Here is a 15863-nt window from a genome sequence, read left to right as displayed (position 1 = left end):
CTGCCGCATCCTCTTTTAAGTGAGCGCCTGAAAACCGTACAGCTGCGCCGGGTTGTCCACCAGGATTTTCCGGCGCACCGCATCGCTGGCGGCCCAGGAAAACAGCAGATCGTACATCGCCACGTTTGAGGGCGCGGGGTTGCGCCCCGGATGCGGCCAGTTGCTGGCCCAGAGGCAGCGCTCGGGAAACTTCTCGGCCAGCGTGCGCGCCAGCAGGCTGACATCGTCATAGCCGGGTGCGCCCGTCTGGGAAGTTTCATACGGCGCCGACAGCTTGATCCAGGCGCGGCCGGTATCCAGTATGCGCAGCAGCGACTGGAACGAGGCATGGTCCGGACTGACCGGCTCCAGGAACTTGCCGTTGTGATCGATCACCAGCTGGCAGGGCAGGCGTTTCAGCACTTCTTCATGGTCCGGCAGATGGCGGCCATCGAGCTGCAGGTTGATCATCCAGCCGAAGTCCCTCAACCGAGCCGCCATCGGCTCCAGCGAATCCCAGGGCAGCATGCCGCCCAGCATCATGTAGCGCACGCCGCGCATGCCGCCATCATGCAGGCGTTCGATTTCGGCGTCGGGCACATCCGGTGCGACCAGCGCAATGCCGCGGGCGGCGTCACCGAGCTGGGCCAGCGCGTCCAGGGTGCAGCTGTTGTCCCAGCCGTAACCCGTGGGCTGCACGATGACGGCGCGCGAAAGGCCAAGCGCCCGCTGCACCTCACGGTAGGCCGACACGGGCGAGTGCGGCGGAATCACCGCCACATTCGGGATCAGCGGGTACTTGTCTTCGTAAATGTGCACATGGCAGTCGCACGCGCCGTCGTAAGTCGTGTTGTGGGTGGCTTGCATAAGAGTCTTCCGGAATTTCCGTTGAGGTCAAAAAGGTCTGGCCGGCCGTGAACGCCCGGGCTCAGGCCGGCTGCTGCGTGCCGAACGCCAGATGCCAGCGATGGGCCTGCTTCGCGTTCACGGCGCCCTGCGGTACCCGCCCGTGCAGGATGTCGGCAACCTGCGCGACGGTTTCCAGGGCCTGGTGTTCGACCGCCGGCGGGGTCAAACCACCGATGTGCGGCGTGGCGATCACGCGCGGATGCGCCGCCACCCGGGGCGAGGGCATCTGGTCGGGCGCGCGGCCCACGTCGACGGCGCAGCCGGCAATCGTGCCGGCGTCCAGCGCGGCCAGCAGCGCCGATTCATCGACCAGGTTGCCGCGCGAGGCGTTGATGAAAAACGCGCCGGGCTTCATCAGGGCAAAGGCCTGGGCGTTCATCATGTTTTCAGTGGCCTCGGTCGCAGCGGCCAGGCAGACCACATAGTCGGCTTCCTCCAGCAGCGGGGCGAGGCCGGTTTGCACCAGTTCCTGGCGGCCGGTGCGCGTGTAAGGGTCATGCACCACGACGCGCATGCCGAGGGCCAGCGCCACATCGCACAGGTAGCGGCTGATCTGGCCATAGCCGATCACGCCCAGGGTGGCGCCGCGCAACTCGCGCCCCATCAGGGGTGCGACCGGACGGCCCGCATGGTAGAGCGCGGCCGATGCGCTGATATGCCGGCTCAGGTCAATCATCACGCCGATGATCCACTCGGACACCGAGGCAATAAAACCGGCGCTGGCCTGTGTCACCAGGACACCGTACCGGCTGGCGGCGGGGACATCGATATTGCGGATGTCGATGGCGCAGCGGACAAAGGCCTTGAGTTGCGGCAGCGCTGCAAACAGCGCTTCATCGCCCTGCGTCTGCCGGTAGGAAATGATCACATCGCAGTCCTGCGCCAGCGTCGCCAGTTCCTGCGACGACAGATCGGTATCGCCGGGATTGAAGCGCACATCGGCCAGCGCCTGCAGTGCGGCGGTGGCGCGGGTGCCGAAATAGTGGGCGAGGCTGGTTCGGGGGTGACTTACAAAAACCGTTGTCATTCCATACCTTGTTCAATTGCTCAAAACTCAAAAAACCAAAAATCAAGAATCAAAGCTCACTGAAAATTCAGTGCTCAAAAGGGCTTCAGCGTTCAGGGGTGCGGGCGGCCACGGAGCCCCTGACCACCAGGCTGGGCTGGAAGATGAACTCGCCGGTCGGCAGGCTGGGGTCGGCCAGCCGGCTCATCACGCGCTCGACAATGGTGTGGGCCATGTCGGACACCGGCAGGCGCACGGTGGTCAGGGCCGGATGCATCAGCGCCGACAAAAACACATCGTCCATGCCCACGACCGATACGTCGGCCGGCACGGACAGCCCCGCCTCGCGAAAACCGGCCATTAGGCCCAGCGCCATCATGTCGTTGACCGCCACGACGCCGGTGGGCCGACCGGCTTCGTGGCGTTCAGCGAGCTTTGCCGCCTCCATGCGGCCCAGCTCGCTCATCATCGAGTCGCCATATTCGTTGAGCGGCGTGCCCTCGATCACCTGCGCGCCGGCGGCCAGGCCCGCAGCGCTTGCGGCCGCCATGAAGCCGCTGATCTTCTCGCGCCGGCTCATGGTCAGGCCTGCGGCCGTCACAAAGGCCAGGCGCGTGTGGCCCTGCGCAATCAGGTGCTGGGTGGCGATGCGCGCCGCCTCGAAGTTGTCGACCGACACGTGGTCAATGCCCGACTCAACGCCGGGCGTGGCGCGGCGGTCGTAACTGACCACCACCAGGCCGCGCTCGCCGGCGGATTCGAAATGCTGTTCGTCAACCAGCGAGGAGATGATGATCACGCCGCGCACGCCGTGCGCCATCAGGTCGTCAAAGAAGCGCGCCTCCTTGTCCTTGTCGCGGTAGGTGTTGCCGATCATGATGCGAAAGCCGTAGCGCTCCTGCGCCTGGGTTTCGATCTCGCGGGCAATGAAGCCGTACATCGGGTTGGCAATCGACGGCACCAGCAGACCCAGCATGGGCGTGTGGCCGGTCTTGAGCTGGCGCGCCGTGGTGTTGGGCCGGTACCGGAGCTCGGCAATCGCCGCCTCCACGCGCGCCAGCGTCTCCTTGGCCATGCGGTTGCTCCGGCCATTGAGCACGTTGGACACCGTGCTGGTTGACACGCCAGCGCGGCTGGCCACATCCTGAATCTTGCTCACGCGGTTTCTTTCCTATAAACCCATGCGGGTGGGCAGCCACAGGGAAAACGCCGGCACCAGAACCAGCACCATCAGCGTCACGAACAACACCACAAGATACTTCATCATGGGCCGGGCCACGCTTTTGACCTCGGTGCCGGTGATGGCGCAGGTGGCAAACAGCCCCAGACCGATCGGTGGCGCAAACAGGCCCAAGCCCATGGCGATCACCATCACCGTGCCGAAGTGCAGCGGGTGCACGCCCAGCTGGGCCGCTATCGGGGTGAGCAGCGGGCCAAAGATGATCAGCGCCGGTGCGCCTTCGAGCACCGCGCCAAAGACAATCATGATCAGCACCGACAGCAGTACGAACATGGTGCTGCCGTAGTGATGCGCAAAGGTGATCATGAAGTCGGACAGGTACTGCGGAATTTGCTGGATGGTCAGGGCAAACGACACGCTGGAGGCCGCCGCCACGATGAACAGAATGCCGCCCGCCATCGAGGCCGAACGCACGAAGAGCTGCGCCACCGAGCGCATTGTCAACTCGCGAAACGCCAGCGCACCCACCACCAGGGCATACATCACGGCAAAGGCCGACACCTCGGTGGAGGTGGCCACGCCCGAGGTCACGCCCTTGCCGATCATGGCCACCATCACCAGCGCCACTAGCGCGCCGCCCAGCAGGCGGAGCATGGGCGTTTTCGTGTCAAAGGCTTCATCGGGGTTGATTTTTGTGCCGACATAAATCGTCACGGCCGCCAGCGACAGCGCCAGCACCGCGGCGGGCACCAGTCCGGCCATGAACAGGCCGGCAATCGAGATGTTGGCGACAAAGCCCATGATGATCATGTTGATGCAGGGCGGAATGGTTTCGGCCATGACGGCGGTGCAGGCCAGCAGGCCGGCCGTTTCGTTCGGGTCCTGTTTGGTCTTGCGCACGGCCGGCATGATGATGCCGCCGACCGCGGCGATGTCCGCCAGCTTGGAGCCGGAGACGCCCGAGAAGAATGCGGTGGCCGTGATGGTGATCAGGCCCAGCCCGCCGCGCACGCGGCCGAACATGCGCAGCAGCAGTTCAATCAGCCGCGACGACATGCCGTTGGACTCCATCAACAAGCCGGCCAGCACAAAGAAGGGAATGGCCAGCAGCACGAAATGGTCCATGCCCGCCATGACCTGCTGCGAGTACACCAGCATCGGCAGCGACGGATCGGCCATGAAGAAGAGCAGCGACGACAGGGCCAGCACAAAGGCGATCGGCACACCCAGCACCAGGCCGCCGGTGAAGCCAAGGGTCAGCAGCACCCAGGGCTTGACGGCCTGCGCCGGCAGCAGCGTGTTCCACAGCGTGACGGCCGCCACCAGCCCCACGCCCACCGCGAGCGTGAGCCAGACCGTGCGGCGCGGGCCGCTCAGCGCGTTGGCCGCGCCGAACAGGGTCATGAACAGGCTGCCAATCACCACCGGATAGATGTAGATCCACTGCGGAAAGCCGATGGAGGTGGTCATGCCATAGGAGTCCACCAGCAGCGCGCACGACGACAGGAACAGGCTGAACGACACCCCCACGATGATCCAGCTGCCAGACTGCAGCAGCGCGGGCTGCCAGGCGTCGGGGAAAAACCCCCGAAACAGGTCAATGCCGACATGCTGGCTACGCGCCAGCACCGTCGCCGCGCCAATGAACACCAGTACCACCATCAGCGCGCGGGCGACTTCTTCGGCCCAGTCAAAGGGGTCATGCAGAAAGTAGCGAAAGACCACCGAGGCGAACACCACCAGCACATCCAGGGCCAGCACGGCACCGGCGAGGTACTCGGTCCAGCGCATCAGGGCGGCCAGCCAGCGCCCGGGGGCGCGGGCCACGCTGAAGCCGGTGGCAGAAGGCGGGGAAAGAGGCGGCAGGGCCGGCGACAACTGGGCACTCATGGTGTTCACACCCTCGCCGCGGAAATCGCGCCAAACAGCGGCGCGGTGGCCGGATGCTCCTTGGCAAAGGCGGCCCACAGGCGGGTTTCCATTTCCTTGCGCACGGCATCGCGCTCGGTTTTCGCCATCGGGTTGAACACCATGCCCAGCTTGGTCAGGGCCTCGATGGCCTGGGCGCCCTTGTCAGTGGCAATGGCGCGTTGCTGGGCGGTGGCATCCGCTGCAGCCTTCAGGAAAGCCGGGCGCAGCTCGGCAGGGATTTTGTCCATGCCGCGCTTGCCCACCACCACCACCAGCGGGCTGAAGAGGTGCTCGGTCAGCCAGCAGTTTTTGGCGACTTCGTTGAGCTTGCTGGCCAGCACCGTGGCGGCGTCATGCTCAAAGCCGTCCACCACACCGGTCTGCGCGGCCATGTAGAGCTCGCCGAACGGGATAGGCGTCGGGATGGCCCCCATGATCTTGAAGGTTTCAATGAACGCAGGCGTGGGCAGCACGCGCAGCTTGACGTTTTTCACCTCGGCGAGCGACTTGACCGGCTGCCTGGTGTACACGCTGCGCGCCCCGAAGTGCGAGGCCCAGGTGATGACCTGGCAGCCCGTGCTCTTTTGCAGGATGTCATTGAGTTTGGCGCCCACGCCCCCGTCCAGCGCCCTGGCCGCATGGGCATAGCTGTCAAACAGGTAGCCCAGGTCCAGCATGCCGAACTGCGGCGCGGCCGTGGCCCAGATCGACGAGCCGGTGACCATCATGTCGATGGAGCCGACCTTGACCTGCTGCACCACATCGCTTTCCTTGCCGAGCTGGTTGTTGGGAAAGTAGTCGATCTTGATCCTGTCGCCGACCGCAGCCTTCAGGTTGGCGTCCAGGCGCTGGTACCAGACGTAATGGGCCGAATTCTGGTCGGCGACCAGCGAGGACGAAAAGCGCAGCGAAATGGGCGCTTGCGCCCGCGCCAGGCTGGGCAGGCCTGCGGCAAGGGCCACTGAAGCGGCGGCGGTGGACTGGACAAAGTGGCGGCGGGAAAGTGTCTTCATGGTTGTCTCCTGTGATGGGGCGTTGTGGGATGCACTGGAATTACTGGCACTGGCGGGGATTCTTGGGGTTCTTGAAGGTCTTGGTAGAACGATTTACTGTATCGTTACACCAATTCCCCGGTCAAGCCCGTTTCGCTAGGTGTTTTCCTTCGTAAACACGGGTTTTCGGTCCTTTTTTGCACCCATTCGCGCGGTTTCCGGCCGAAATCTGCCGTATCCCCGCCGGTCCCCCGTACTCAGTTCACTCGGAAGAGCCGACGGACTGGCGATAATCAGGCTTTCACAGGAAATCAGAGGAAATTCGCCATGTCATCCATCACCCTGCGCTTTCTGGCAGAGCCCAGCACCGTCAACTTTGGCGGCAAGGTGCATGGCGGCACCGTCATGAAATGGATAGACGAGGCGGGTTATGCCTGCGCCACCAGCTGGGCCAAACGTTATTGCGTCACCGTGTCGGTCGGAAGCATCCGCTTTCAGCGCCCCATCATGATCGGCGACCTCGTGGAAGTGCAGGCACGGCTGGCCTATACCGGCAGGACCAGCATGAACATCTCGGTCGAGGTGCGCGCCGGCGACATGAAGACCGGCCAGATGGACGTCATCACCGAATGCCTGGTGGTCTTTGTGGCGGTGGAGCCCGATGGACAGACCATCCCTGTGCAGCCCTGGCGACCCGAGACACCGGGCGACATCGCACTTGCCCAGCGCGTCAAGGCCCACCTCGATGCCGCCCGTGCCATGCACCCAAGTGCCTGACCGGCCTGACCGGTCTGCCGCCCGCAGCCGCGGCAGGCTGGTTGCCTGATGCGAAGCAACGCCCTGACGGGCCGCGACCTGGCAGCCGCTTTCACGGTGGTTATGCTGTGGGGCGTCAATTTCGTCGTGATGAAGTTCGCCCTGCGCGACTTCACGCCCTTGCAGCTGGGCGCTGCCCGCTATGTGTTTGCCGTGCTGCCGCTGGTGCTGTTCATCCGGCCGCCGCGCATTCCCTGGAAATGGGTGGTGCTGTATGGCGCTTTTCAGGGCGTGGGCCAGTTCGGTATTTTGTTCATCGCGCTCAAGGTCGGCATGACCGCGGCCCTGGCCTCAGTGCTGTTGCAGACCCAGGTTTTCTTTACCGCGCTGTTTGGCTTTGCACTGCTGCACGAGCGCGCCGGCAGGCCGCTGCAGGCAGGTATGGTGCTCGCCGCGCTGGGGCTGTCATGCTTTGCGCTCAACTATGCGAACCCGGATGCCGCCAACAGCGGCAACAGCGCCACGACGCTGCCGGGCTTTGTGCTCACGCTGTGCGCGGCGGCCATGTGGGCCATGTCCAACATTGTGGCGCGGCGCGTGCAGCAGGTCGCGGTGGATTACTCGCCCACGGCCTTCGTTGTGTGGAGCAGTTCCGTCGCGGTGCTGCCCTTTGTTGCGCTTTCGTGGGTGTTTGACCCGGAAACCACACGCTGGCAATGGATGGAGGCGCGCGGCTCCAGCTGGCTGGCCGTGGCCTATCTGGGATGGGTCGCGACCATCGTGGGCTACAGCCTGTGGACCGGTCTGCTCAAGCGCCACCCGGCCAATCGCGTGGCGCCCTTCAGCCTGGGCGTGCCCATCGTCGGCCTGACCACCGGCATGCTGGTGCTGGGCGAGAGCATCACGGCCTGGCAGTGGGCCGGTATTGCATTGGTGGTTGCAGCGCTGGCGTGCGTGATGCTGGGCGGGCTGGTCAAGCGCCGCTGACAGCGCGGTGCGTCCTGCCCAGGCGCTTCGATCCACCTGCCACCTGCCGCCTGCCATCTGTCTTCTTTCTTTTTCTGTTTGTCTTTTTTATAGACCAGACCGCGCTCAATCCACATGCGGTCGCAGCGCGCTGGGAATGCGCTGCCGGCGCAGGCCGCCGCTCTCGAGCCAGCGCCGGGTATTTTGCTCAGCCCGATCAATCAGCTCACGGGCGCGGGAAAAGTCGTAGGCCGATACCGCCAGCGGGCACAGCGGCGGCACCGTCAGCACCTCGAACCGATCAGCCAGCAACTCCAGGTCCTGCACCAGCTGATGCGCAATCAGCATGTTCAGCGCATGCAGCGCACTGGCGATGGCGCTGGTTGGCGGCGCGCTCAATGCGCAGGCATAACCGGTGGGCAGCACGATCAGCCGGGTCGCACCCAGCGTGACCGCCGTCATGACCGGCGTGTTGCTGGCAATCGCGCCGTCGATCAGATACTCATTGCCCACCAGCACCGGTGGAAAGATCGCCGGGATCGCACAACTGGCCAGGATCGCATCCACGCTTGGGCCGGACGACAGGCAGACCGAGTTGCCGTGCAACTGCTCGGTGGCGACCACATGGAGTGGCAGCGCCGCCTGTTCCAGCAGGCTGTAGGGCAAATGGCGTTCGATCAACGCGCGCAGCCCGCTGGAATCGACCAGCGAGGGCGAACGTGAAAACAGGCCGGCGATGCGGCTGAAGGTCATCGGGAAGACCGTGCTGCGCTTGAGTTCGCACCAGAGTTGCGCCAGCTGCCTGACGCCGACCAGCGTCGGATTGCCCGCGAAATACGCGCTATTGATCGCGCCAACCGAAGCACCCACCACGAAATCGGCCTGCACGCCGTGGGCGACCAGCGCATGCAGCATGCCGACCTGAATCGCGCCGAAACTACCGCCGCCGGCAAATACAAAGGCGGTCTTGCCATTGGCTTTGGATTCCATCTGCGCCTCCGTGCTGCCAAGAACCTGTTTACGATCTAAACGAGGCCGCGTTGGGGTGCAATCGGGATGAGTGGGGCGCCCGGGTCCGCCGCATGGGCTCATGCCCATGCAAGGGCCCGGGTGGCTCAATCGCCCGACCGCACAGCCGGCCGGCTGTGCGTCGTGCGGCTGCCCCCATGGAGATGCAAACGCGACCGCGTTTGCGTCACCCCAACCCGAAGGGCAAGCGCCTTCTCGGGCGGTCTGCGGCGTTGCGGCGCTTGCCCATAGCCCAAGCTATGGGCGGCGCACCGCGCCTTGCATCCCATCCCGAGAAGGTGCTTGCGCGGCCCCGTTTAGATCGTAAACAGGTTCTAACAGCGCTGCTGTCCCCGCGTGCGGCAGATGACTCATCTTACTGCCGCGTCTGCATCGCGCAAGCACCGGGAAGCCGCCTGAAAACACGGCACCGGGGGGATGGATCAGACTGCGCCGGCGGCCCGCGGCGCACCGGCACCGTCTGCGCTGCCAAAGTAGGCGGCCAGCAGGTCCAGCGCATGGCGCACCTTGGCGGGCTGCTCGCCGCGCCGCGGCGTCACGGCATACACCGGCAGATCAGACAGCTTCCAGCCGGGCAGCACCGGCAGCAGGCGGCCGTCGGCGAGTGCTCGCCGGTCGTCATCGCTGACCACGATGCTGATGCCCCAGCCCGCCACACACAGCGCGTGCAAGGCCGTCACCTGCGTGGCCTGCACCCGCCCTTCCATGCGCACTGTCTGGCGTTCGCCCCCGGGGCCCTGCAGCTCCAGCAGCTCGCCACCGGCCGCGCCGGGCTTGCCGCCCAGCCAGTCGTGCGACAGCAGATCCTGCGCTTGCGCAGGCCAGCCGCGTTCAGCCAGGTAGGCCGGCGACGCGCACAGCTGCCGCGTCATGCTGCCGAGCTTGCGCGCCACCAGCGTCGAATCGGGCATAGCCCCCACCCGCAGGGCGATATCCACCCGCGCGGCAATCAGGTCGATCACGGCGTCATCAAGCAGCAGGCACAGCGACAGTTTGGGATGGCCGCGCAGGGGCGCGAGCGCCGTAGCCAGCAAGCCGCCAAAGCCGATGGGCGCGGCCAGCCGCAATTCGCCTTCGGGCTCATCGCGCAGGCGCGCCAGCGCCTGCTCGGCCGAGCGGGCGGCAGCCACCATGGCGGCGCAACCCGCGTGGTAGCGCTCTCCGGCTTCGGTCAGGGTGAGCCGCCGGGTGGAGCGGTGCAGCAGCGCCAGTCCCAGCGCCTGTTCCAGCTGGCGCAAATGCTGGCTCACCGCCGAGGGCGTCATGCCCAATTGACGCGCCGCCGCCGTTAAAGAGCCTGCGGCAACGACTTCGGCAAAGATGGCCATGCGTTTGAGTTGATCCATGGTTCGGGCGGTTTTTAGCTGGCTATTAGTTAGCTGTACTTCACGGTATTAGTCAATTAAGCCATCTATTCAGTAACTTGTGAAGTAATCAAACTAGCAGCTCTTCTACTTTCTTTTCAATCTTCAGGAGTTTTTGATGCACATCGCACTGATTGGCGCCACCGGCTTTGTCGGCTCGGCCATCCTTCCGGAACTGCTCAACCGCGGTCACCAGGTCACCGTGCTGGCCCGCACGCCGTCCAAACTGAGCCCACAAACCGGCTTGAGCGTGGTGGCCGCCGATGTGCTGGACGCCGCCCAGGTCGCCCATGCCGTGGCCGGTCACGACGCGGTGATCAGCGCCTACAACCCCGGCTGGAGCGAGCCGAAAATTTACGATCTGTTCCTGCAAGGCAGCCAGGCCATTGTGGAAGGCGTGAAACAGGCCGGCGTCAAGCGCCTGCTGGTGGTGGGCGGTGCGGGCAGCCTGTATGTGGCGCCCGGCCTCCAGCTGGTAGACACACCGCCATTCCCGGCCGAATACAAGCAGGGCGCGCTGGCAGCACGCGAACTGCTCAACCGGATCAAGACCGAGGCGACGCTGGACTGGAGTTTTGTCTCGCCTCCCATCGGCCTGGCGCCCGGCGCACGCACCGGAAATTACCGGCTGGGCGCGGACGATCTTCTGCCTGGCCAGGGCGACAAGCCCGCCGGTATTTCAGTGCCCGACCTGGCCGTGGCCATCGTGGACGAGATCGAGCAGCCGCGGCATGTGAAGCGCCGCTTTACCGCGGCGAACTGAGCGTTTTCCTGCCCGGAAGGGGCAAGGCTCAAATCTCGATCTTGCTGCCCAGCTCCACCACGGAGTTATTGGGCAGGTTCAAAAAATCCGCCGCCCCGCTGGCGTTATGGTGCATCTGCGCAAACAGTTTCTCGCGCCAGGGCGCCATACCGCTGCCCAGCGTCGGAACCACGGTGTCGCGCGAGAGGAAATAGCTGGTCCTCATGGACTCCACCTCACAGCCCCGGGCCTTCATTTGCTGCAAGGCTTTGGGGAGGTCCAGATCGTTCTTGAAACCGTAATGAACAATGACTTGCCAGCAGTCGTGGCCCAGCGCTTCAATGGCGAGCCGCTTGCTCAAGCCAATCCATGGCACCTCGTGGTTGCGCACCGTCACAAACAGGTTCTGCTCGTGCAACACCTTGTTGTGTTTGAGGTTGTGCATCAGCGCGTTGGGCACGGTGCCAGCCTCGGCGGTCAGGAAGACCGCCGTGCCTTCTACCCGCGCGGGTGGGCTGACGAACACGGCATCCAGAAAACTGGGCAGGTCGATGGCGTCGGTGCGCAGCTTTTCGGTCAGCAGCTGACGGCCGTCCTTCCAGGTGGTCATGAGCAGGTACAGCACCACGGCAATCGCCAGCGGGAACCATCCGCCTTGGACGATCTTCAGGGCATTGGAGGCAAAAAATGCGACATCAACCACAAAGAAGAAGCCGGTCGCGGCGATGCACAAAGGCAAGGGGTAGCCCCAACCGAAACGGATCACAAAAAAAGTGAGTGCCGTGGTGGCCACCATGAGTAAACTCACCGAGATGCCATACGCCGCCGCCAGGGCCGAGGAAGACCCGAACATCAGCACGGCCATCACCACCCCGATCAACAAAGTCCAGTTCACGGCGGGGATGTAGATTTGCCCGGTATCACGGATCGAGGTGTGCAGGATACTCAGGCGCGGCAGGAATCCCATCTGAACTGTTTGCTTGGCGGCTGAGAATGCCCCTGAAATCAAGGCTTGCGAGGCAATCACCGTGGCCATTGTCGCCAGGACCACCATGGGAATCAGCGCCCAGTCCGGCGTCATGAGGTAAAACGGATTGGTCGCCGCTTTGGGGTCCAGCAGGACCAGCGCCCCCTGGCCAAAGTAGTTGAGCATCAGGGATGGCATGACCAGTGCAAACCAGGCCAGCCGGATAGGCTGCTTCCCGAAGTGCCCCATATCCGCGTAAAGCGCTTCGGCGCCTGTGACGCACAGAAACACGGCACCGAGCGTGATGAAGGCAATCTCATAGTGCTCCACCGCAAAGCGCAGGGCATACCACGGTGCGACAGCCACCAGCACACTAGGGTTCTGGATAATCTGCGCCACGCCCGTGGCTGCGATGGCCAGAAACCAAAATACCGTGATCGGCCCAAAAAACTTGCCAATATCCGCCGTGCCGCGTTTTTGCACCGCGAAAAGCATAAAAAGCACCAGCAGGGAAATAGGGACGACGTAGGGCTTGGCGGCCGGCGTAATGATTTCAAGCCCTTCCACCGCCGAGAGCACGGAAATCGCCGGCGTGATGATCCCGTCGCCAAAAAACAGGGCCACGCCAAATACGCCCAGGATCAGCAGGGTCTGCCGTAGCCGGGGATGATCCTTGACCGATTGGGACGCCAGGGCCAGCAAGGCCATCAAGCCCCCCTCGCCTGCGTTGTCGGCCCGCATGATGAGTGCCACATACTTGATGGACACCACCACCGTGAGGGTCCAGAAAAACAGCGAGAGCACGCCCAACACATTGGCCGTCGTGATAGGAACATGACCGCTGGCGAAGACCTCCTTGAACGCGTATAGAGGCGAGGTTCCGATGTCGCCGTAGACGACACCAATGGCGCCCAATGTGAGCGCCGCAAGTGATGATTTTGAATTTGACACAAAAACTTCCCGTCTTTATCAACTGACCGGCGGGGCACGGTCCGAGCTTGCGGGAATGGGTTACCTAGGGGAACGCTATTTTGCGCCCAGGCGAAGGGCTTGCGACTCGGCGAACACCCCTAAATTCAACAAATCCGGGTTTTGTTGCAATGCAACAACTTGTAACAAAAGCAGCTGACAGGCTTCAGGGTGCATCAGCCTGCAACACTCAAATTGCTATTATTTTTATAGCATTAATTCCAGACAAACTATGGTTCAGTTCAAAAAAATCGCCCTTTTGCAGGCCTCGTCAGTCGTAGACCTCGGCATCCGGATCGGTCGCTTCCAGTTCGTAGCTGGCGGCCAGCATCGCCAGCCTTGCGATCACGCCATACATATAGAAGCGGTTGGGGCTGCTGGAGCCTGGTTTTTCACCGGGCTGCGGCAGGCGGCCGCTTTCGGCAAAGGCCAGCGGCACAAAGCTGGCGCCCGGGGCGTTGAGGTTTTCGTCCACGCCACGCTCGGCATGCACGCGGTAGAACCCGCCGACCACATAGCGGTCCATCATGTAGACCACCGGCTCGGCCACCGCATCGTTGACGCGTTCATTGGTGAGCACGCCTTCCTGGATGATGACTTCCGACAGCGTCTGGCCATCCTTGGTCACGCCCATCTTGTTTTTGGTCTTGCGGCTCAACACCTCAAGATCCTTCACATCGCGCACCGTCATGATGCCCATGCCATAGGTGCCGTTGTCGGCCTTGACCACGACAAACGGCTTTTCGTTGATGCCGTATTCCTTGTACTTGCGCTTGATTTTGGTCAGCAGCGCATCGACGTTGGTGGTGAGGCACTCCAGGCCCACGCCCTCGGCAAAGTTGATTTCGCCGCATTGGGTAAACATCGGGTTGATGAGCCAGGGATCGATGCCCAGCAGCTTGCCGAAGCGTTTGGAGACTTCCTCGTAGGCCTTGAAGTGCCTGGACTTGCGCCGTACCGACCAGCCGGCGTGCAGCGGCGGCAGCAGGTACTGCTCGTGCAGGTCTTCCAGCATCCCGGGAATGCCCGCTGAAAGATCGTTGTTGAGCAAGATCGTGCAGGGGTCGAAGTTTTTGAGGCCCAGCCGCCGGTCGGTGCGGATCAGCGGCTCGATGGTGATGGTCTCGCCGGTCGGCAGGTTCAGCGTGGTGGGCTCCTTGATCTCGGGGCTGAGCGAGCCAAAGCGCACGTTGAGGCCAGCCTGGTGAAAGATGCGCTTGAGTTGCAGCACATTCGACAGGTAAAAGCTGTTGCGCGTGTGGTTTTCGGGCACGACCAGCAGGTTGCGGGCCTCGGGGCAGATTTTTTCAATCGCCGCCATCGCCGCCTGCACCGCCAGCGGCAGCATCTCGGGCGTCAGGTTGTTCCAGCCACCGGGGTAGAGGTTGGTGTCCACCGGCGCGAGCTTGAAACCCGCGTTGCGGATATCGACGGAGCTGTAAAAGGGCGGCGTGTGCTCCATCCACTCCAGCCGGAACCAGCGCTCGATCGCGGGCATGGAGTCAAGAATGCGCTGCTCAAGTTCGTTGATGGGGCCGTTCAGGGCGGTGATGAGATGCGGAACCATGCGGCCACTTTCAAAGGGGAATTTTGTTATCAGATCCGGTTATATCTGACCGAATTCTAGGGATATTGGGATGCACCGCCCGGTTACAAGGTGCGAAGCCCAAATCGCAAAAAGACCGATGGCGGCCCACCCGCCGAGCCGCCGTACGGCGCTTCAGGTCCGCACTTCCCCGTTGCCCAGCACTACATATTTGAGCGAGGTCAGGCCCTCAATGCCCACCGGCCCGCGGGCGTGGAACTTGTCGGTGCTGATGCCGATTTCCGCGCCCAGCCCGAACTCGAAACCATCCGCGAAGCGGGTGCTCGCATTCACCATGACGCTGGCTGAATCAACCTCGCGCAAAAACCGCTGGGCATGCATGTGGTCACGCGTCAGGATGGCATCGGTGTGGTGGCTGGAGTACTGGTTGATGTGGGCGATCGCTTCATCCACGCCGGCCACCACCTTGATGCTGATGATGGGCGCCAGGTATTCCTCATACCAGTCCTGCTCGGACACGGGCTGCAGGTTGGCACCCTTCACGCCGGCAAGCAGGGCCCGGGCTTCGGCGTCGCAGCGCATTTCCACACCCTTCGCAGCATAGATCGCACCAATTTCGGGCAGGAAGTGAGCGGCCACGCCGCGCGCCACCAGCAAGCCTTCGCTGGCATTGCAGGGGCTGTATTTCTGGGTCTTGGCGTTGTCGGCCACCCTGACCGCCATGTCGATGTCGCAGGGGTCGTCCACATACACATGGCAGTTGCCGTCCAGGTGCTTGATGACCGGAACCTTGGCATCGCGGCTGATGCGTTCGATCAGCCCTTTGCCGCCGCGCGGAATGATGACGTCCACATACTGCGGCATGGCAATGAGCCGGCCCACGGCTTCGCGGTCGGTGGTCGGCACCAACTGCACCGCGTCCGCCGGCAGCCCGGCATCGGTCAGCGCCTGCCGCACCAGCGACGCCAGCGCCTTGTTGGACTCAATGGCCTCGGAGCCGCCGCGCAAAATGCAGGCATTGCCACTCTTGATGGCCAGCGATGCCGCCTCAATCGTCACATTGGGCCGGCTTTCATAAATCATGCCGAACACGCCGATGGGCACACGCATCTGCCCGACGCGGATGCCGCTGGGCTGCTCTTTCATGCCGATGATCTCGCCGATCACATCGGGCATGGCGGCGAGCTGTTCGCAGCCCAGGGCCACGGTGTCCAGGATTTTGGGGGTCAGCTTGAGGCGGTCCAGCAGGGGGCCGGCCAGCCCGGCCGCCTGGGCGCGCGCCAGGTCGCGCTGGTTGGCAGCCTCCAGCGCAGCGACGCTGTCGCGCAGCAGGTCGGCCAGGCGTACAAGCGCTTTGTTTTTGATAGCTGCTGGCGCTTTCGCCATGTGGGCCGAGGCTGTTTTTGCCTGCGCTCCCAGGTTGTCCATAAGGTGCGCAAGCTCGCCATCCCTGGCCATTGCGTTTTGAAGATCGGGCGCGTTCATACCGCTATTTTCCCCTATTCACGCGCCAGTGGGGCTTCAGGTCCTTGTTTAGGTCCTTGTGT

General features: G+C 63.5%; 13 protein-coding genes. 3 read left to right on the top strand and 10 right to left on the bottom strand.

Translation table 11 applies throughout. The features are described from left to right. Window positions 1-15 precede the first annotated feature (15 nt). The 5 genes from AC1DUB_RS13540 to AC1DUB_RS13520 all read right to left on the bottom strand — a co-directional run bounded on the left by AC1DUB_RS13540 (window position 16) and on the right by AC1DUB_RS13520 (window position 5998). Window positions 16-846, bottom strand: coding sequence for an amidohydrolase family protein (locus tag AC1DUB_RS13540; protein ID WP_477729918.1), 831 nt, complete (start codon window positions 844-846; stop codon window positions 16-18). Between the two features lie 61 nt (window positions 847-907). Next, a complete protein-coding gene (locus AC1DUB_RS13535) occupies window positions 908-1915 on the bottom strand; it encodes an NAD(P)-dependent oxidoreductase (RefSeq protein ID WP_477729917.1) in 1008 nt (335 codons plus the stop codon). 85 nt (window positions 1916-2000) lie between these two features. Continuing rightward, the gene (locus AC1DUB_RS13530; RefSeq protein ID WP_477729916.1) at window positions 2001-3053 is read right to left on the bottom strand and encodes a LacI family DNA-binding transcriptional regulator; all 1053 of its coding nucleotides are present in this window, start codon (window positions 3051-3053) and stop codon (window positions 2001-2003) included. 12 nt (window positions 3054-3065) lie between these two features. Next, window positions 3066-4865 carry a TRAP transporter large permease gene (locus tag AC1DUB_RS13525; protein ID WP_477729935.1) on the bottom strand — a complete coding sequence of 600 codons (1800 nt, stop codon included), beginning with the start codon at window positions 4863-4865 and terminating at the stop codon, window positions 3066-3068. 104 nt (window positions 4866-4969) lie between these two features. After that, window positions 4970-5998 (bottom strand): TRAP transporter substrate-binding protein, encoded by a 1029-nt coding sequence (locus AC1DUB_RS13520; RefSeq protein WP_477729915.1) that lies wholly within the window; start codon window positions 5996-5998, stop codon window positions 4970-4972. Window positions 5999-6304: 306 nt separating this feature from the next. On the opposite strand from AC1DUB_RS13520, the gene AC1DUB_RS13515 reads away from it, so the two are divergent. After that, complete coding sequence (locus AC1DUB_RS13515; protein WP_477729914.1) at window positions 6305-6754, top strand: acyl-CoA thioesterase; 450 nt, start codon at window positions 6305-6307, stop codon at window positions 6752-6754. A gap of 48 nt (window positions 6755-6802) precedes the next feature. Continuing rightward, window positions 6803-7720, top strand: a complete 918-nt coding sequence (locus tag AC1DUB_RS13510; protein WP_477729913.1) for an EamA family transporter — start codon at window positions 6803-6805, stop codon at window positions 7718-7720. A gap of 105 nt (window positions 7721-7825) precedes the next feature. Here the strand turns inward: AC1DUB_RS13510 and AC1DUB_RS13505 are convergent, their stop codons facing one another. Then, window positions 7826-8689: a patatin-like phospholipase family protein gene (locus tag AC1DUB_RS13505; RefSeq protein WP_477729912.1), complete on the bottom strand. Its 864-nt coding sequence runs from the start codon at window positions 8687-8689 to the stop codon at window positions 7826-7828. A 461-nt stretch (window positions 8690-9150) separates the two neighbouring features. Further along, window positions 9151-10074, bottom strand: coding sequence for a LysR family transcriptional regulator (locus AC1DUB_RS13500; protein ID WP_477721625.1), 924 nt, complete (start codon window positions 10072-10074; stop codon window positions 9151-9153). A 136-nt stretch (window positions 10075-10210) separates the two neighbouring features. Between AC1DUB_RS13500 and AC1DUB_RS13495 the strand changes: the two genes are divergently transcribed. Further along, entirely contained in the window at window positions 10211-10855 is a 645-nt protein-coding gene (locus tag AC1DUB_RS13495) for an NAD(P)-dependent oxidoreductase (RefSeq protein ID WP_477729911.1), read from the top strand. Window positions 10856-10883: 28 nt separating this feature from the next. On the opposite strand, the gene AC1DUB_RS13490 is transcribed toward AC1DUB_RS13495, so the two are convergent. The 3 genes from AC1DUB_RS13490 to AC1DUB_RS13480 form a co-directional block, all read right to left on the bottom strand. Beyond that, window positions 10884-12752, bottom strand: coding sequence for a potassium transporter Kup (locus tag AC1DUB_RS13490; protein ID WP_477716348.1), 1869 nt, complete (start codon window positions 12750-12752; stop codon window positions 10884-10886). 289 nt (window positions 12753-13041) lie between these two features. Then, window positions 13042-14337 (bottom strand): glutamate--cysteine ligase, encoded by a 1296-nt coding sequence (gshA, locus tag AC1DUB_RS13485; RefSeq protein WP_477716349.1) that lies wholly within the window; start codon window positions 14335-14337, stop codon window positions 13042-13044. A gap of 153 nt (window positions 14338-14490) precedes the next feature. Next, window positions 14491-15774 carry a glutamate-5-semialdehyde dehydrogenase gene (locus tag AC1DUB_RS13480; protein WP_477729934.1) on the bottom strand — a complete coding sequence of 428 codons (1284 nt, stop codon included), beginning with the start codon at window positions 15772-15774 and terminating at the stop codon, window positions 14491-14493. Between the last annotated feature and the right edge of the window lie 89 nt (window positions 15775-15863).

The sequence above is a fragment of the Polaromonas sp. P4_F9 genome (assembly GCF_056401235.1).
This window is presented reverse-complemented; position numbering and strand designations above follow the sequence as displayed.

Excerpts from the sequence above, each read along its gene's own strand:
- AC1DUB_RS13535 (WP_477729917.1), bottom strand. The coding sequence starts at position 1,915 with ATGACAACGGTTTTTGTAAGTCACCCCCGAACCAGCCTCGCCCACTAT.
- AC1DUB_RS13505 (WP_477729912.1), bottom strand. The coding sequence starts at position 8,689 with ATGGAATCCAAAGCCAATGGCAAGACCGCCTTTGTATTTGCCGGCGGC.
- AC1DUB_RS13500 (WP_477721625.1), bottom strand. The coding sequence starts at position 10,074 with ATGGATCAACTCAAACGCATGGCCATCTTTGCCGAAGTCGTTGCCGCA.
- AC1DUB_RS13540 (WP_477729918.1), bottom strand. The coding sequence starts at position 846 with ATGCAAGCCACCCACAACACGACTTACGACGGCGCGTGCGACTGCCAT.
- AC1DUB_RS13520 (WP_477729915.1), bottom strand. The coding sequence starts at position 5,998 with ATGAAGACACTTTCCCGCCGCCACTTTGTCCAGTCCACCGCCGCCGCT.
- AC1DUB_RS13510 (WP_477729913.1), top strand. The coding sequence starts at position 6,803 with ATGCGAAGCAACGCCCTGACGGGCCGCGACCTGGCAGCCGCTTTCACG.
- gshA (WP_477716349.1), bottom strand. The coding sequence starts at position 14,337 with ATGGTTCCGCATCTCATCACCGCCCTGAACGGCCCCATCAACGAACTT.
- AC1DUB_RS13495 (WP_477729911.1), top strand. The coding sequence starts at position 10,211 with ATGCACATCGCACTGATTGGCGCCACCGGCTTTGTCGGCTCGGCCATC.
- AC1DUB_RS13480 (WP_477729934.1), bottom strand. The coding sequence starts at position 15,774 with ATGGCCAGGGATGGCGAGCTTGCGCACCTTATGGACAACCTGGGAGCG.
- AC1DUB_RS13525 (WP_477729935.1), bottom strand. The coding sequence starts at position 4,865 with ATGCGCTGGACCGAGTACCTCGCCGGTGCCGTGCTGGCCCTGGATGTG.
- AC1DUB_RS13515 (WP_477729914.1), top strand. The coding sequence starts at position 6,305 with ATGTCATCCATCACCCTGCGCTTTCTGGCAGAGCCCAGCACCGTCAAC.